This is a genomic window from Roseixanthobacter glucoisosaccharinicivorans, from assembly GCF_043195095.2.
Taxonomy (GTDB): domain Bacteria; phylum Pseudomonadota; class Alphaproteobacteria; order Rhizobiales; family Xanthobacteraceae; genus NCEH01.
In genome coordinates, this window is the sequence record NZ_CM195538.1 from 4,467,230 (window position 1) to 4,483,903 (window position 16,674).

Genomic DNA, 16,674 nt, shown 5'->3' on the forward strand with positions numbered 1-16,674 from the left:
ATGCCATGATCCGTCAATTCACCTCCGCGGAACTCATCTTCCTCATCTCGTCCGTGCGCTGGACGCTGCTGCTCTCGCTGATCGCCTTCATCGGCGGGGCGACCGGCGGGCTTCTGGTGGCGTTCGCGCGCACCTCCACTTGGCCCTGGCTGCGGGCGACCGCCGCCGGCTATATCCAGATCTTCCAGGGGACGCCGCTGCTGATGCAGCTGTTCCTGGTGTTCTTCGGCGCCACCTTCCTCGGCCTCAACATCGATCCCCTGGCCGCCGCCGCCATCGGCCTCACGCTGAACGGCGCGGCGTTCCTGGGCGAGATCTGGCGCGGCTGCATCCAGGCCATCCCCAAGGGCCAGTGGGAGGCCTCCACCGCGCTGGGCCTGCATTATTTCACCCGCATGAAGGACATCATCCTGCCCCAGGCGGCCAAGATCGCGGTGGCGCCCACGGTCGGCTTCCTGGTGCTGCTGGTGAAGAGCACGTCGCTCGCCTCCATCATCGGCTTCGTCGAACTGACCCGCGCCGGGCAGATCGTGAACAACGCCACGTTCCGCCCGTTCCTAGTGTTCGGCGTGGTGGCGGTGATCTACTTCATCCTGTGCTGGCCGCTCTCGCTTTATTCGCGCCATCTGGAGAAGAAGTTCGGAACCGTCTCGCGCTGAAGGAGCGGGGCGAACGAGATCGATCCAATCCGCGCCGCCCTTCATCGGCGCGCCTGCCCCGCACGGGGCCAATCGGAGGAAAGCACATGTCCCTGACGTCCGTCCTGACCACCACGCGGCGCGCCTTCGCCGCCCTCGGCCTCGCGGCGCTGGCCGCGAGCGCCCTTCCGCACGGCGCCTCGGCCCAGAGCATCGACGACATCCTGTCGAAGAAGAAGCTCCAGGTCGGCATGCTGGTGGACCTGCCGCCGTTCGGCCTGCTCAATACCGAGGGCAAGCCGGAGGGCTATGACGCTGACGTCGCCAAGCTGATGGGCAAGTATCTCGGCGTCGAGGTCGAGATCGTCCCGGTCACCGGGCCGAACCGCATCCCCTACCTGCTCACCAACAAGGTGGACGTGCTGGTGGCCACCTTCGGCATCACGCCCGAGCGCGCCAAGCAGGTGCAGTTCTCGATCCCCTATTCCACCATCGAAATCCAGCTGATCGGCCCGAAGAAGCTCGACATCAAGAGCATCGAGCAGACGGTCGGCAAGAAGATCGCGGTGGCCCGCGCCTCCACGCAGGATACCGCGCTGACGGCCTCGGTGCCCAAGGGCGCCACCATCATGCGCTTCGACGACGATGCCACCGCCGCCCAGGCCTTCATCTCGGGCCAGGTGGACCTGCTCGGCGCCAACAATCTGATCGGCGTGCAGCTCGCCGAGGCGAACCCGGACATGGGCATCGAGCGCAAGATCACCCTGCGCAGCCAGTACAACGGCATCACCGTGCGCCGCGGCTCTTCCGACTTCCTTCAGTGGATCAACACGTTCCTCTATTTCGTGAAGAACAACGGCGAGCTCGACGCCATCAACCAGAAGTGGTTCAAGACCCCGCTTCCGGTGATGCCCACCTTCTGATCCTCCCGACCCTGGGGCCATGGACGTCGCGCGCCCATGGCCCGTTCCCAGACTTGGCACCGCCGTTCGGAGACTTCGTCATGAACACCGCCCATGAAGGCCAGAGCCACGGCCACAGCGAAGGCCAGAGCCCGGACCCGGCCGTGGCCGCGCCCTCCAAGCAGAACGGGCCGGTGATGATCCGCATGGAAGCCGTCGAGAAGCATTACGGCACCTATCACGCGCTGAAGAACGTGAACCTTACCGTCACCCACGGTGAGCGGATCGTCATCTGCGGGCCCTCCGGCTCCGGCAAGTCCACGCTGATCCGCTGCATCAATGCGCTGGAACACCACCAGAGCGGGCGCATCGAAGTGGACGGGGTGGAAGTCGGCACCTCATCGAAGAACCTCGACAAGGTGCGCGCCGAGGTGGGCATGGTGTTCCAGTCGTTCAACCTGTTTCCCCATCTGACCGTGCTCCAGAATTGCACCCTCGCCCCCCGCAAGGTGCGCGGCCTCGCGCCCAAGGAGGCCGAGGCGATCGCCATGAAATATCTGGAGCGCGTGCGCATTCCCGAGCAGGCGGGGAAATATCCCGGCCAGCTTTCCGGCGGCCAGCAGCAGCGCGTCGCCATCGCCCGCGCGCTCTGCATGAGCCCCAAGATCATGCTGTTCGACGAGCCCACCTCCGCCCTCGACCCGGAAATGGTGAAGGAGGTGCTCGACACCATGACCTCGCTCGCCCAGGACGGCATGACCATGATCTGCGTGACCCACGAGATGGGATTTGCCCGGCAGGTCGCCGACCGGGTGATCTTCATGGACAAGGGCGAGATCGTGGAGGAAGGCGCGCCGGAGGATTTCTTCGCCCATCCCAAGAGCGAGCGCACCCGCGCTTTCCTCGGCCAGATCCTGCACCGCTGAACCGGCGCCGGCCGCCGCCCCCCCCACCCGAGCCCGTGCACCCCGAGCCCACGCACCCCCAGCAGAAGCGAGATCCGCCGTGAGCCGCGCGTCCCTCATCGCCCTGGACTGGGGCACGTCCTCGCTGCGCGCCTATCTGCTGGATGGGGACGGCGCCATCCTGGCCCGGATCGAATCCGCCGAAGGGCTGATGGCGGTGAAGGACCGGGCCTTCGCGCCGGTTCTCACGCGCATCGCCGGCCCGTGGGCGCAGGCGCACGGACGCCTGCCGATCCTGCTGTCGGGCATGATCGGCAGCCGGCAGGGCTGGGCGGAAGCCCCCTACGTCACCTGTCCCGCCGGCCTCGGCGATCTTGCCGCCGGGCTGATGCCGCTTCAGGTGGAAGATGCCGCCGTCGGCCCGGTGCATATCGTGCCCGGCCTGCTGGTGGACGATCCCAAGACGCCGGACGTGATCCGTGGGGAAGAGACCGAGCTGTTCGGCGCCCTCGCCATGCTGGGCCGCACGGAAGGGCTGTTCGTGCTTCCCGGCACCCATTCCAAATGGGTGCTGGTGGAAGCCGGCCGCGTGACCGGATTCGCCACCTTCATGACCGGGGAAATCTTTGCCGCCCTGAAGGGGCACACCATTCTCGGCCGCATGATGGGGCAAGGAGCGCCCTCGCCCGCCGGCTTCCGGGCCGGGGTCGCCGCCTCGCGCGATTTGCACGGTCCCGGCGCGCTGCTATCGCGCCTGTTCACGATCCGCGCGCTCGGCCTGACCGGCGGCCTCGCCGATGCCGATGCGGCGGATTTCCTCTCCGGCCTGCTGATCGGCGCGGAACTGGCCAGCGTCACCGATGGCCGCGAGACCTTTACGCTCATCGCCAATGCCGCGCTGACGCAACATTATTCCACCGCCGCCGCGCTGCTCGCCTTGCCGCACGACCGCGCGCCGCCCGATTGCGCCGCCGCCGGGCTATGCGCCATCGCGCGGGCCGCCGGTCTCCTGTGACCTCCCGTGCCGGAACACATTCGATGACCATCACCTTCACCCAAGCCATGGCGCGTTGCCCCCTGGTCGCGATCCTGCGCGGCCTGAAGCCGGAGGAGGCGCTGGACGTGGGTGCCGCGCTGGTGGATGCCGGCATCGCCATCATCGAGGTGCCGCTGAATTCGCCCGATCCGCTGCGCTCCATCGCGCTGCTGGCGGAGCGCTTCGGCACGGACACGCTGATCGGGGCGGGAACGGTGATGTCGCCGGCCGACGTGACGGACGTGGCGCAGGCCGGCGGCCGGCTGATCGTCATGCCCCATTCGGACGGGGAGGTGATCCGCGCCGCCAAGGCCGCCGGGCTCGTCTGCACGCCGGGCGTCGCCACCCCCACCGAGGCGTTCGCCGCCCTGCGCGCCGGGGCCGACGCGCTCAAGCTGTTCCCCGCGGAGGGCCTGCCACCCCAGGTGCTAAGGGCCTGGCGCGCGGTGATGCTGGGCGTGCGGCTGCTTCCGGTCGGCGGCATTGATGCCAGCAATATGGCCGCCTATCACGCCGCGGGTGCCGACGGCTTCGGGCTGGGCTCGGCGCTCTACAAGCCCGGCAAGCCGGTGGAGGCGATCGCGCGGGATGCCGCCGCGCTGGTGGCCGCCGCGCGCGCGGTGTTTCCCTGAGCGGACGCTCTCACCGCCCCCACAGATCGCACACGCGGCTGGCGGCGGTGTCGCGGGTCTCTTGGGCGAGGAATTCGGCGGTGGCGGCCGCCGGCATCGGGCGGGCATAGAGGAAGCCCTGCGCCACCTCGCATCCCCGCTCGCGCAGGAAACGCGCCTGGCCCACCGTCTCCACGCCCTCGGCCACCACGCACATGCCGAGGTTCTTTCCCAATTCAATCACCGTGCAGACGATGGCGGCATCGAAGGAATCGCTCTCCGTGTCCTGGACGAAGCTGCGGTCGATCTTGATGGTGTCGATGGGCAATTGCTTGAGATGGGTGAGCGCCGCATAGCCGGTGCCGAAATCGTCCAGCGCGAGATTCATGCCGGCGTCGTGCAGCTGACCGAGGATCGGCGCGACGAAATCCGAATTGCGGCCGAGGAACACGGTCTCTGTGATCTCGACGTCGAAATGGCTCGGCGTCACGCCCTCCGCCGCGAGCAAGTCCAGGATCTGGTTGGCAAGGTCGCGATGGGTGAACTGGGCCGGCGAGAGGTTCACCGCCACCCGTCCCACGGGATAGCCCTGGTCGAGCCATTTGCGCACATCGCGCGCCACCTGCCGCAGCATGGTGTCCCCCATGAGCAGGGCAAGCTCTGGATCCTCGAACGCGGTCAGGAAGCTTTGCGGCTGGAGCACCTGGGTGGTGGAGCGCTTCCAGCGCATGAGCGCCTCGAACCCCATCAGCTGGCCGGTGATGAGCGACACCTTGGGCTGGTAATAGGGCGTGATCTCATTGCCGGCCACCGCGTTCGCGAGCGAACGATTGAGCGAGATGCGCTCGTTCATGGCCCGCCGCATGGCGGGGGCATAGAGCACCGCGCGGTTGCGCCCCTCCTGCTTGGCGGCATAGAGCGCGAGGTCGGCATCCTTCATCAGTTCGCCCGGGGCGTAATCGGCATTGGGGCAGGCGGCGAGGCCGATGCTCGCCTTGGTGGAAAGCGAGCGGTCCTGATAGACCAGCGGATGGCGAAAATCGGCGATGATCGCCTGGGCGAGGGCCTGCGCCTCCTCCAATGAGATCACCCCGCGCAGCAGGATGACGAATTCGTCGCCGCCGAGCCGGGCCACCACCGCCCGCTCGCCCGCGAGCCGCTCCAGCCGCCGCGCCGTCTCCACCAGCAGGGCATCGCCGGCGGCATGGCCGAGCGTGTCGTTCACGTCCTTCAGCCCGTCGAGATCCACCAGCAGCAGGAAGATCGCGCCGGGCTTGGTGCGCGCCTCGCGGATCGCGGCATCCAGCTGGGCCTGGAAGGCGGCGCGATTGGTCAGCCCGGTCAAGGCGTCGTGGCTCGCCGCATAGCGGATCTTCTGCTCGGCGGCGAGGCGGTCGGTAATGTCGATGACGCCGGAGACCAGGCACGCCTCGCCGTCGATCTCGATGAAGGTCGCCGCCACCAGGACGCTGCGCAGCTCACCGTTGCCGAGACGGATCTTGGTCTCGAAATTGGTCACCGAGCCGTCGCGGATCAGCCGTTCCAGGAAGACCCGGCGCGCGCCGAGGTCGGCATAGATCTGCCACACCGACTGGACGCCGAACTCGTGCGGCTCTCCGCCGAAATAGCTCACGCCGGCGGCGTTGTAGCGCACGATGCGCCCGCTCTCCAGTTCGGTGATGAGCAGCGGGATGGGCACCGCCATGAAGGTGCGCTCCAGCAGGCGCTCGCTCTGCGTCAGCACCTCGCGGGCGGCCTTCTGGTCCTGGGTCGCCACCCATTCGAGCCGGCTCTGGCGGTTGTTGCGCACCAGCACCAGGATCAGCGCGGCGTTGAGCATCACCACCGCCAGCGCGAGCCCGAGCGCGGTGTCCGTCTTCGGCGGCACACCGAGATAGCTCGCCAGCATCAGAATGCTGCACAGAACGCCGCCCGCGACCGCCCAGCGGAACGACACCGGCACCACGAGATAATAGATGGCCGGCAGCAGGAGCACCACGAACAAGGCGATGTCGGTGCGCGAATGCACCAGCACGGCCACCCCGATGGCCGTGATCCATTGCCAGAGGATGATGATCCGCTGCGCCGCACGGAAACTCACGGCGCGGTTGACCAGGGCGGCGCATGCCAGCGACACCACGATCACCGCGCATCGGGCATAAATCGCCTCGAAGAAATGCCATTGACCCTCGAAGCGCCAATCGCTGAACAGGAAGAGGGCGTTGAGGATGGCGGAGAGAACGAACAGCACGCGCGCGTGCCGAACCAGCTCGCCGAAACGCTGGCTCCGGAAGATCTGTTCGCGGATCGGCTCGACGAATTCCCCCGTCAAGGAGTTGAGTCGTCCGTCATCCATCGTGATCCCGTCGCCTCCCCTTTTCGATGAATTTATCTCTCAAACGTGACGCAGGGATAGTGAGGCCAAAGCGGATCTCTAGAAATGCGCGAGGTATCCACCATCCACCACCAGCACATGCCCGGTGACATAACTTGCGGCGGGCGATGCGAGGAACACCGCCGCCCCGGCGATTTCTTGCGGCTGCCCCCATCTTCCCAGAGAGGTGCGGCGCGAAAGCCAGTCGCCGATCGCGGGGTCCGATACCATGGCGGCATTCGCGTCGGTGGCGAAATAGCCCGGCGCGATGGCATTGACCGTGACGCCGCGCGGCCCGAACTCGGCCGCCAGCGCACGCGTCAGGGCCTCGAGGCCACCCTTGGCGGCGGTATAGGCGGCATCGCCCGCGCGTGCGATCGGCCCGGCGATGGAGGTGATGTTGATGATGCGTCCCTCGCCCCGCGCCGCCATGCCGCCCGCGACCGCCCGCATCAGGCGCGCGGGGGCGATCAGGTCCACCTCCAGAAGGCGCTGGAACGCCGCGTCGTCCAGCTCGAAGAACGAGCGCCGGTCCCGGGCACCGGCATTGTTCACGAGGATGTCCACGGGCGGGGCATCCTCCAGCGCAAGGGCCACCGTGGCGGCGTCGGATATGTCGAAGGGCAACAGGCTCACCTTGCCGAAATCGGCGAGGCGGGCGGCCGCCGCAATCAGGCGGGACCGGTCACGCCCGTTCAGCAGCACATGGGCCCCCGCCTGTGCCATGCCCTTGGCGATTTCAAACCCCAGGCCCGCCGCGCTTCCCGTGACCAGGGCCGTGCGCCCGGCGAGCGAAAAAAGCTGAGACATGCCGCGCTCCCACGCACCGTAATCACGAGCCTTGGCAGATCGCTCCCGCGATCACAAGACGGCGCTGAAGACCGATCCCATCCTGCGGCGCCGCGATTGGCACCTCAGGAGCGGTGAACCGCCCTTCAAAGCTTGAAAGAAACGGGTTGATCGCGCCTTGAATCGCACCCGCGACGCAATCGGCGCGGGTCCGGGACTAGAGCAATCTGCCCGCGAGCAAGGCGCCGAGAATGGCGGACAGGAACAGGACACCGTCATGCACGGCGAGGGCGAGGCGCGACGGCGCGCCTTTCTGGTAGATCCAGCCAGTGCAGCCGATGGTAGCGAGCGACCAGCCGGCGCCGACCAGGATCAAGGCCACGGTCCAGCCCCAGGTTTCCGCTGAGAGCCGCGCCGGCAGAAGCGCGCTCGCGCCGGGCAGGGCGAGCGCCGCCGCCACCAGTGCGAGCCCAGCAAGCGCGAGCGGACGCGGCGCAAGCCGGGCGCCGAAATAGGCCAGCGGGGCCGCCGGCGCGTACATGGCCGCCACGTGCAGGGCGATGAAGCCGAACACCGCGCCCTCGCCTATGCCGCAGCCGAGCAGCGCCAGGGGGGCCTGCGCCATCAGAAGGCTCATGCCGAGCCAGGCCAGCGCGCCGCAGAGCGTCGGCACCGCGATGGCGGCCAGCGGAAGGGTCGCCTTTTCGCGGAAGCGCGGCGCGGCATCGGGCGCCATCAGCACCGCGACGGCGAGCGACAGCGTGTGGGCGAGCGCGGCCAGCACGGCCGAGCCCACCAGGAAGAAGGGCGAGAACAGCCATTCCGCGCCCATCGCCAGCAACGGCCCGGCGAAGGCGGCGAGCAGGCCGCCGGTGAGCACGCCCGCGGCGGCGGCGACCGGCCGTCCGGCGGTGGCCGCCGCCTCGTGCCGGTAAAAGAAGGAAAAGCCCTGGGCCATGCCGAGCCAGAGCGCCCCGAGGCACACCCAGGCGAACTGCATCTGCAGCAGCCCGACCGCCAGCAGGGCCCCGCCGCCGACGCCGAGCGAGGCGCCGAGGGCAAAGCCGGTGCGCCGCCCGAAGGCATCGCCCAGAAACGAGGCAGGGAAGGAGGCCAGCGCCGCGCCCACCAGCATGGCGGCGAACGGCACGGTCGCGTAATGGGGATCGCGCGCCAGCGCCGCGCCCGCCAGGGGCAGGATGCCGCTCGCCAGCGTCTGCGCCAGAACTGCGAAGGCAAACCCCAGCGCAAGGCCGAACGGCGGCGCGCGCCGCGCGGCATTGTCATTGGCCGGCGGATCGAACTGCGGATCGCAGACGCAAACCAGCATGCCGGCGCGCGGTCCCGGCAAGGGCGTCGCGGGCCTCATGGGCGCGGATCCCGCTTGGCGGGAGGGCGGGGCGTGGTTGGAAGGTCGTCGTCGCTCAGCACGCGGAAGGCGGCGCCGTCGAGATCCTCATATTGCCCGCTCTTGAGGCTCCACAGGAAGGCGAACAGGCCGATCAGCCCGAGCCCGAGCGCGATCGGCACCAGATAGAGCAGCACCGTCATGCGTGCACCTCCTCCACCGTCGCCTCGGGCACCGGCCCGGCGGCGGACGTGCCGGCGCGCAGGGCGTTGAGCGTGACCAGGATGGACGACCCGGACATGGCGAGCGCCGCCACGAGGGGCGTCACATACCCCGCCACGGCGAGGGGCACCGCAATGAAATTATAGCACACCGCGAGAGCGAGATTCTGCCGCATCAGCCGCCCGGCGGCGCGCGCGCCGTCGAGCGCGGCGAGCACCGGGGCGAGCCGCTGGCCGATGAAGACGGCGTCGGCCTGGGCCTGCGTCACCGCCGCGCCGCTGGCGGGAGAGAGCGAGACGTCCGCCGCCGCGAGCGCGGGCGCATCGTTCAGCCCGTCGCCCACCATGCACACGCGATGCCCCGCCACCTTCAACTTTTCGAGGACCGCGATCTTGTCGGCCGGGCGCAGGCCGCCCTGATAATCGGCGATGCCGAGCTGGGCCGCCACCGGCGCGACCGCCTCCGGCCGGTCGCCCGAGAGGATGCGCACGGCGATGCCGCGCGCCTTGAGCCCGTCCACCACGGCGCGGGCATCGGGCCGCACTTGCTGGGCGATGCCGATGACGAGCCGCGCGTCGCCGAGCCGGAAGGCGATCAGCGAGCAGTCTGCCGGCAGGTCCGCCGGGATTTGCGCCTCGCAGAACTCCAGGCTGCCGAGCCGGGCCTCGCCCGCCGGAAGCACGGTCATGACCCCGGCGCCGGCCACTTCCTCCACCTCGGCAAAGGCCGGGCCTTGGGCCGAGCGCGCCAGCGCGGTGGCGAGCGGATGGCGGCTCGACAGGGCAAGGCGCGCGGCAAGCGCGAGCAAACGCGGATCGGCGTCCTGCGGCAGGCGCAGCACGGCCTCGGGCAGGGTCAAGGTGCCGGTCTTGTCGAACACCACCGTGTCCACGGGCGCGAGGCGCTCCAGCATGTCGCCGGCATTCACCAGCAGGCCGGCCCGGAACAGGCGCCCGGTCGCCACCACCTGCACCACCGGCACCGCCAGCGCCAGCGCGCAGGGGCAGGTGATGATGAGCACGGCGACGGCGATCATCACCGCATCATGCAGGCTCGCGCCGAGCACCAGCCACAGGATGGCCGAGACCAGCGCGGTCAGATGCACCATTGGCGCATAGAGGCGCGCCACCCGGTCGGCTAGGCGCACGTAGGCCCCGCGCGCGCTCAGGGCGCCGTCCAGCAGGCGCTGCACGTCGTCGATCAGCGTGCCCTCGCCGCCGGCGGTGACGCGCAAGGTCAGCGCGCCGGAACCGTTGAGGCTGCCGGCATAGACGCGCGCGCCGGGGCCGACGAGGCGAGGCAGGGTCTCCCCGGTGATCAGCGCCTCGTCCACCGCCGAGGCGCCGGAAACCACTTCCCCGTCCGCGCCCACGCGCTCACCCGCCGCGACCAGGATCGTATCGCCCGCAACCAGCGCCTGCACCGGCACCAGAACAGGCACCCCGTCGGCGCCGAGGCGATGCGCCATCTCCCCGCGCAAGGCGGCGATATTGCCGGCGACCGCGCGGGTGCGCCGGCGCGCCTCATGGTCGAGGTAGCGGCCGGCCAGAAGAAAGAACAGCAGCATCACCGCGCTGTCGAAATAGGCGTGTTCCTTATGCAGCGCGGTTTCCACCACCGACATGCCGAGCGCCAGGATCACGCCGAGGGAGATCGGCACGTCCATGTTCAGCTTGCGCGTGCGCACGGCGCGCAGCGCGCTCTGGAAGAAGGGCTGGCCGGCATAGGCGGCGGCGGGCAGGGCGATGAGAGCGGAGAGCCAGTGGAAGAAATCCCGCGTCTCGGGCGTGATGTCGGTGACGTTGCCGGACCAGACCGAGACCGACAGCAGCATCACGTTCATGGCGGCAAAGCCGGCGACGCCCATGCAGCGCAGCAGCCAGCGGGCGCGGCGCGCTTCTTCCTCCTCCACCCGACCCGCGAACGGGTGGGCGCGATAGCCCAGCGATTCCAGGCGCTGCACCACCTCCGCGGGCGCGCCCTCGCCGCTCCAGGCGACGGTCAGGCGGTGGGTGGTGTAGTTCAGCCGGGCATGCACCACGCCGGGCAGGGATTTGACGCCGTTCTCGATGTCGCTGATGCAGGCGGCGCAATCCACCCCGTCCACGGCGAGACTCACTTCGGCGCGGCCCTCCGCGTCACGGGCGAGAAAGATGGAATAATCGACGGCCTCGGCCATGTGCGCAGCACCCGGAAATCACGCGACCCCCGCACCGGCGCCCCTACGGCGGGCGCGGCTAGTGCAGTTGAACCCGGTTCTTGGACCGAAACAGGCGCTGCCCGCCTTGCGCAAGATCAAGCATGAGATCCCATTGGCCGGAATGGGCGGTGGCGGCGCCCTTGTAGCGGCCGTTGCCGAGGTCCGCGAGCGCCAGGATCACATCGCCGCGCGCGTCGGTGGGATGGAACAGACGCCCCGTCACCTCAAGCCCACTCAAAGGCTTGCCGGCCGCGTCGCGCACGATCAGCACGATGTGGCGCTCCGCGCCCTGGCTCTCGACATCCGCTTCCACATTCCAGCCGCGCGTCGCCTGCTGGGCCGCCGCCTCTTCCTCGCTGCGGAAGGCAAGGCCCGCCTTGTAGGAGCTTTCAGTCTCCACGCCGCCGAACGTGGTGACGGCGAACCTTGCCATGACCACGTTCACGCTCACCACCACGCCGAAGAAGGCGAGGGTGATGAACAGGACCATGCGGCCGGTGAGTTCCCGCGGCGGCTTCTGAGCAAGGCCGAGCTGTGCCATCGTCTATTCCCCTACGGCGCGATGAAATGATCGCTGGCACGGGCGGCGACGCCGGTCGCCGTGTCGCGGATCTCGAAGGTCACCGGCAGGGAGGCGCCGGCGGCGAGCTTGTCCTTGGTGGTCACCAGCACGCGCACCTCGCGGGTCGTATCGGGGCCGACGAGCAGGGCGTCGTGCTCCGATCCGGCGTCGGTGCCGACCACGGTGAGGCTGGCGCCTGGCACGCCCGACACCGAGAGCGCGAACGTGCGGTCATACAGCTTCTTGTTGATCAGCCGCAGCGTATAGGCGTTGCGCAGCGCTCCGTCAGACAGGCGCACGAACACCGGGTTGCGATCATGGATGGCGGCGAGGCCCTCGCTGGAACGGTTCACAAGCGTCGTCAGCATCAGGGCGCCGATGCCGCAGATCAGCGCCGCATAGAGAATGGTGCGCATGCGCACGATGCGCCGCACCGGTGCCTCGCCGCGCGCCCGCGCCTCCAGATTGGCCTCGGATTCATAGGTGATCAGCCCGCTCGGGCGGTGGATCTTGTCCATCACGGTATCGCAGGCATCAATGCACAGGCCGCACTGGATGCAGTCCAGCTGCAGACCCTTGCGGATATCCACGCCGGTGGGACAGACGTTGACGCACTGGTTGCAGTCGATGCAATCGCCCGCCGGCTTGCCCTCGGCCCGCAGCTGCGCGACCTTCTTCAGCGATCCGCGCGGTTCGCCGCGATCGAGGAGATAGGTGACGTTGAGCGCGTATTCGTCGGTCAGCGCCGCCTGTATGCGGGGCCAGGGGCACATATAGGTGCACACCTGCTCGCGCATGTGGCCGGCCAGCACGTAAGTGGTGAAGGTCAGCACCGCGATCGAGATATAGGCGGTCGCCGAGGCCTGGAAGGTGGCGAGCTCGCGCACCAGGGTCGGGGCATTGTCGAAATAGAGCACCCAGGCGCCGCCGGTCCACCAGGCGATGAGCAGCCACAGCGTATGCTTCAGCGCCTTGTGGGCGAACTTGTCGATGGTCCAGGGGGCGTTGTCGGCGGCGATGCGCTCGCGCCGGTCGCCCTCGATCAGCCGTTCCACGGCCATGAACAGATCGGTCCACACGGTCTGCGGGCACAGATAGCCGCACCAGACGCGTCCGGCGACCGCATTCATCAGGAACAGGATCAGCGCCGCGAGGATCAGCAGGCCGGCCACATAATAGAATTCCTGCGGCCAGATCTCGATGAAGAAGAAATAGAAGCGCCGGGCGGGGAAGTCGATCAGCACCGCCTGGTTGGGCGCATCCGGCCCGCGATCCCAGCGCACGAAGGGGAGGAAGTAATAGATGCCGAGCGTGACGATGAGCACGATCCACTTGATGCGCCGGAAGGTGCCGTGGACGCTCTGGGGATAGATCGCGCGGCGCGCGGCATACAGCGGCGCATCGTCGGCGTCGATGTCCGGTGCTGCCGGCGGGGTCGTGCGGGTCTTGGCGGCGGGAACGGTCATCACATCACTGATCTTTTGCCCGCCCCCATGGGGGAAGGCGTGGACGACGCGGGATCCCTCCGCCGTGCGGCCCGCAGGCCGGCTCCGGCGGAGGGCCGGCTTGCTATTGGCCGCCGCCCAGCGTGTGAACGTAGACGGTCAGGGCCTTGAGGGTCGTGGGCGAGAGGCGCGCCCCCCAGGCCGGCATCACGCCGCCCCGGCCGTAGGTGATGGTCTGGACGATGGTCGCCTTGTCGCTGCCGTAGAGCCAGATGCCGTCGGTCAGGTTCTTGGAGCCAAGCTCCTGGTTCCCCTTGGCATTTTCACCGTGGCAGACGGCGCAATTGGCTTTGAACACCGCCGCGCCCTTCTGCACGCTCGGCGTATCCGCCGGCACCAGGCCGGTCAGCGAGCGCACGAAATCCGCCGCATCCGAAATCTCGGCCTTGGAGAGCACGGCGCCGAACGGCGTCATGTTGCCCTGGTGGCCAAGATCGTCGCCCGAGCGGATGCCGTGGGTGATGGTTTCCTGGATCTGCGCCAGCGTGCCGCCCCACAGCCAGTCATCGTCATTGAGGTTGGGAAAGCCCTTGGCGCCGCCGCCGCCCGCCCCGTGGCAGGGCGCGCAATTGTCGGCGAAGGCGACCCGCCCTTCGGCCCGCGCCAGCGCCAGCAGCTCGGGGCTCTTCTCGATCTCCTGGAGGGAGGCCGTTGCGAGGCGTTCGGACGTTGCCGCCCGCAGCGCCCGCAGGTCGGCGAGCTGGCCCTGGACCGCGCTGCGCGAATTCCAGCCGAGCACGCCGGTGGTATAGTTGGAGACCAGCGGCCAGGCGGGGAAGGCGATCCAATAGCAGACCGCCCAGAAAATGCAGGCGTAGAAGGTCCACAGCCACCAGCGCGGCAGCGGATTGTTGAGTTCGCGGATGCCGTCCCATTCGTGGCCGGTGGTGGCGGTCCCGCTGGCGGCGTCCACGTGTGCGTGATCCACGTGTGCGTCGTGGCTCTCGTGTGCGGTGCTCACGGGATCAATCCTCCTTCAGCGGAATTTGGGCGGCTTCGTCGAAGTTCTTCTGCATCTTCTTCGAAGGCCAGAAGGCGTAGACAATCACACCGACGAAACCGAGGAAGAACAGCATCAGTCCCCAGGTCTGCGCGAATGACGCCAAGAACATGTAGATGTCACGCATGGGTCACCTCACATTCGCCTTGTCGTCGTAGAGCTTGAAGTCCACGAGCGTGCCGAGCATCTGGAGGTAGGCGATCAGGGCGTCGGCTTCGGTCAGCTCACCCGGATTGCCGTCGAAATCGCGCACCTGGGCCTTGGGATAGCGCTTCTGGAGCGCATCCATGTCGTCGGCGTCGGTGGTGGACTGGGTCTTCAGGTCGGCCTGCGCATTGGCGATCATCTCGTCGGTGTAGGGCACGCCCTCCACCCGCAGAACCTTCATGTCGTCGGCGATATGCTTGGCGTCGAGCTTGTTGTGCGCGAGCCAGGGATAGCTCGGCATGATCGAGGCCGGCACCACCGAGCGCGGGTTGTTGAGATGCTCAAGCTGCCACAGGTCCGAATACTTGCCGCCGACGCGGGCGATATCAGGCCCCGTGCGCTTGGAGCCCCACTGGAACGGGTGGTCGTACATGCTTTCCGCCGCCAGCGAATAATGGCCGTAGCGCTCCACTTCGTCGCGCAGCGGGCGGATCATCTGGCTGTGGCAATTGTAGCAGCCCTCGCGCAAGTAGATGTTGCGCCCCGCCAGTTCCAGCGGCGTGTAGGGGCGAATGCCATCCACCTTCTCGATGGTGCTCTTGAGGTAGAACAGGGGCACGATTTCCACGAGGCCGCCGATGGAGATCACCACCAGCACCCCCAGGAGCAGGATCAGCGAGTGCTTCTCGAAGATCGCGTGCTTGCTCCAGATCGAAGCGGTCTTGGTCGACATCTCTATCTCCGTCATTCGGCGGGAGCGAGCGCGGCGCCAGTCGTCTCGGCGACGGTCTCCGGCGAGCGGATGGTCATGATCACGTTCCAGGCCATGATCAGCGCGCCGATCAGGAACAGGATTCCGCCCAGCGCCCGGATCACATAAAGCGGATGCATCGCCTCGACGGTCTCGATGAAGGAATATTCAAGGAAGCCGAGCGAGGTATAGGCGCGCCACATGAGGCCCTGGAGGATGCCCGCGACCCACATCGAGGAGATGTAGAGCACGATGCCCAGCGTCGAGATCCAGAAGTGCCAGTTGATGGCCTTCACCGAATACATGTCCTTCTTGTTCCACAGCCAGGGAACCAGGCAATAGATGGCGCCGAAGGAAATGTAGGCGACCCAGCCGAGCGCGCCGGAATGCACGTGGCCGATGCCCCATTCCGTATAGTGGCTGAGCGAGTTGACCGCCTTCACCGACATCATCGGGCCTTCGAAGGTGGCCATGCCGTAGAAGGCGACGGACACCACCATCATGCGGATGACCGGGTCGGTGCGCAGCTTGTCCCACGCGCCGGAGAGGGTCATCAGGCCGTTGATCATGCCGCCCCAGGAGGGCATCCAGAGCATGATGGAGAAGGTCATGCCCAGCGTCTGCGCCCAGTCCGGCAGCGCCGTATAGTGCAGGTGATGCGGGCCGGCCCAGATATAGAGGAAGATCAGGGCCCAGAAGTGCACGATCGACAGGCGATAGGAATAGACCGGCCGGTTCGCGCGCTTGGGGATGAAGTAATACATCAGCGCCAGGAAGCCCGCGGTCAGGAAGAAGCCCACCGCGTTATGGCCGTACCACCATTGCACCATGGCATCCTGCACGCCCGACCACAGAATGTAGGACTTGGGCGAGAACACCGAGACCGGGATCGCGGCATTGTTGCCCAGATGCAGGACCGCGATGGTGAGGATGAAGGCAAAGTAGAACCAGTTCGCCACATAGATATGCGGCTCCTTGCGCTTCAGCACCGTGACCAGGAACACGAGGAAATAGGTGACCCACACGACGGTGAGGAACAGGTCGCTATACCATTCCGGCTCGGCGTATTCCTTGCCCTGGGTGATGCCCAGCAGATAGCCCGTGCCCGCGATGACGATGAAGAGATTATAGCCCCAGATCACGAACCAGGGGGCAAGATCGCCCGCGAGGCGCGCCTGGGAGGTGCGCTGCACCACGTAGAACGAGGTGGCGATCAGCACGTTGCCGCCGAAGGCGAAGATCACCGCCGAGGTGTGCAGCGGCCGCAGCCGGCCGAACGAGGTCCAGGGCAGGTCGAAGTTCAGGAGCGGGAACGCCAGCTGAAGGGCGATGATGACGCCCACCAGGAAGCCCGCGATGCCCCAGAACACGGCCAGCAGCGTGCCGACCTTCACCGGGCCCATATTGTAATTGGGCTTCCCGTCGATGGTCTGCGGCGGCAGCACCGCGTCGCGGTCCATGTAGCGATTGCCGATGGCGAACACAGCGGCGACGCTCGCCGCGGCGAACACGAAGGCGTGGAAAGCATAAGCCGACGTGTGGGCCTTGGCGGCCACCACAACGGCGAAGAAAGCGAAAAACGAAAACACGACCAGGAGACCAACTTCCCCAAATGTCATGCTCTTCGTGGTCGGTGTCTGGACAATGGACATTGGGCACCCCTTGCGCGGGGGCGGTGCAAACC

The 16,674-nt window shown here is 67.6% G+C and carries 16 protein-coding genes; 5 read left to right on the plus strand and 11 right to left on the minus strand.

Features of this window, described 5'->3' with window-relative positions:
* Positions 1-5: 5 nt before the first annotated feature.
* The 5 genes from V5F78_RS20675 to V5F78_RS20695 all read left to right on the plus strand — a co-directional run bounded on the left by V5F78_RS20675 (position 6) and on the right by V5F78_RS20695 (position 4,113).
* Entirely contained in the window at positions 6-659 is a 654-nt protein-coding gene (locus tag V5F78_RS20675; protein WP_394070713.1) for an amino acid ABC transporter permease, read from the plus strand.
* A gap of 86 nt (positions 660-745) precedes the next feature.
* The gene (locus tag V5F78_RS20680) at positions 746-1,561 is read left to right on the plus strand and encodes a transporter substrate-binding domain-containing protein (protein WP_394070715.1); all 816 of its coding nucleotides are present in this window, start codon (positions 746-748) and stop codon (positions 1,559-1,561) included.
* An 80-nt stretch (positions 1,562-1,641) separates the two neighbouring features.
* The gene (locus V5F78_RS20685; protein WP_394070717.1) at positions 1,642-2,466 is read left to right on the plus strand and encodes an amino acid ABC transporter ATP-binding protein; all 825 of its coding nucleotides are present in this window, start codon (positions 1,642-1,644) and stop codon (positions 2,464-2,466) included.
* 79 nt (positions 2,467-2,545) lie between these two features.
* The gene (locus V5F78_RS20690; RefSeq protein ID WP_394070719.1) at positions 2,546-3,460 is read left to right on the plus strand and encodes a 2-dehydro-3-deoxygalactonokinase; all 915 of its coding nucleotides are present in this window, start codon (positions 2,546-2,548) and stop codon (positions 3,458-3,460) included.
* Between the two features lie 23 nt (positions 3,461-3,483).
* A complete protein-coding gene (locus tag V5F78_RS20695) occupies positions 3,484-4,113 on the plus strand; it encodes a 2-dehydro-3-deoxy-6-phosphogalactonate aldolase (RefSeq protein ID WP_394070721.1) in 630 nt (209 codons plus the stop codon).
* Between the two features lie 10 nt (positions 4,114-4,123).
* Here the strand turns inward: V5F78_RS20695 and V5F78_RS20700 are convergent, their stop codons facing one another.
* From V5F78_RS20700 to ccoN, 11 genes are all read right to left on the minus strand, one after another.
* Positions 4,124-6,448 (minus strand): putative bifunctional diguanylate cyclase/phosphodiesterase, encoded by a 2,325-nt coding sequence (locus V5F78_RS20700; protein WP_394070723.1) that lies wholly within the window; start codon positions 6,446-6,448, stop codon positions 4,124-4,126.
* 78 nt (positions 6,449-6,526) lie between these two features.
* Positions 6,527-7,276 (minus strand): SDR family oxidoreductase, encoded by a 750-nt coding sequence (locus V5F78_RS20705; protein WP_394070725.1) that lies wholly within the window; start codon positions 7,274-7,276, stop codon positions 6,527-6,529.
* 196 nt (positions 7,277-7,472) lie between these two features.
* On the minus strand, positions 7,473-8,624 hold the full coding sequence (locus V5F78_RS20710) for an MFS transporter (RefSeq protein WP_394070727.1): 1,152 nt from the start codon (positions 8,622-8,624) through the stop codon (positions 7,473-7,475).
* Positions 8,621-8,806 (minus strand): cbb3-type cytochrome oxidase assembly protein CcoS, encoded by a 186-nt coding sequence (ccoS, locus tag V5F78_RS20715; RefSeq protein WP_394070729.1) that lies wholly within the window; start codon positions 8,804-8,806, stop codon positions 8,621-8,623. Before ccoS ends, V5F78_RS20710 begins: the two co-directional genes overlap by 4 nt.
* Positions 8,803-11,004 (minus strand): heavy metal translocating P-type ATPase, encoded by a 2,202-nt coding sequence (locus tag V5F78_RS20720; RefSeq protein WP_394070731.1) that lies wholly within the window; start codon positions 11,002-11,004, stop codon positions 8,803-8,805. Before V5F78_RS20720 ends, ccoS begins: the two co-directional genes overlap by 4 nt.
* 58 nt (positions 11,005-11,062) lie before the next feature.
* The gene (locus V5F78_RS20725) at positions 11,063-11,566 is read right to left on the minus strand and encodes a FixH family protein (protein WP_394070732.1); all 504 of its coding nucleotides are present in this window, start codon (positions 11,564-11,566) and stop codon (positions 11,063-11,065) included.
* Between the two features lie 11 nt (positions 11,567-11,577).
* Positions 11,578-13,053 carry a cytochrome c oxidase accessory protein CcoG gene (ccoG, locus tag V5F78_RS20730; RefSeq protein ID WP_394070734.1) on the minus strand — a complete coding sequence of 492 codons (1,476 nt, stop codon included), beginning with the start codon at positions 13,051-13,053 and terminating at the stop codon, positions 11,578-11,580.
* Positions 13,054-13,156: 103 nt separating this feature from the next.
* Positions 13,157-14,053, minus strand: coding sequence for a cytochrome-c oxidase, cbb3-type subunit III (gene ccoP / locus V5F78_RS20735; protein WP_394070736.1), 897 nt, complete (start codon positions 14,051-14,053; stop codon positions 13,157-13,159).
* A 4-nt stretch (positions 14,054-14,057) separates the two neighbouring features.
* Positions 14,058-14,219 carry a cbb3-type cytochrome c oxidase subunit 3 gene (locus tag V5F78_RS20740; protein WP_348845743.1) on the minus strand — a complete coding sequence of 54 codons (162 nt, stop codon included), beginning with the start codon at positions 14,217-14,219 and terminating at the stop codon, positions 14,058-14,060.
* Between the two features lie 3 nt (positions 14,220-14,222).
* The gene (ccoO, locus tag V5F78_RS20745) at positions 14,223-14,972 is read right to left on the minus strand and encodes a cytochrome-c oxidase, cbb3-type subunit II (protein ID WP_394070738.1); all 750 of its coding nucleotides are present in this window, start codon (positions 14,970-14,972) and stop codon (positions 14,223-14,225) included.
* Between the two features lie 11 nt (positions 14,973-14,983).
* Entirely contained in the window at positions 14,984-16,642 is a 1,659-nt protein-coding gene (gene ccoN, locus V5F78_RS20750) for a cytochrome-c oxidase, cbb3-type subunit I (protein WP_394070740.1), read from the minus strand.
* Positions 16,643-16,674 lie beyond the last annotated feature (32 nt).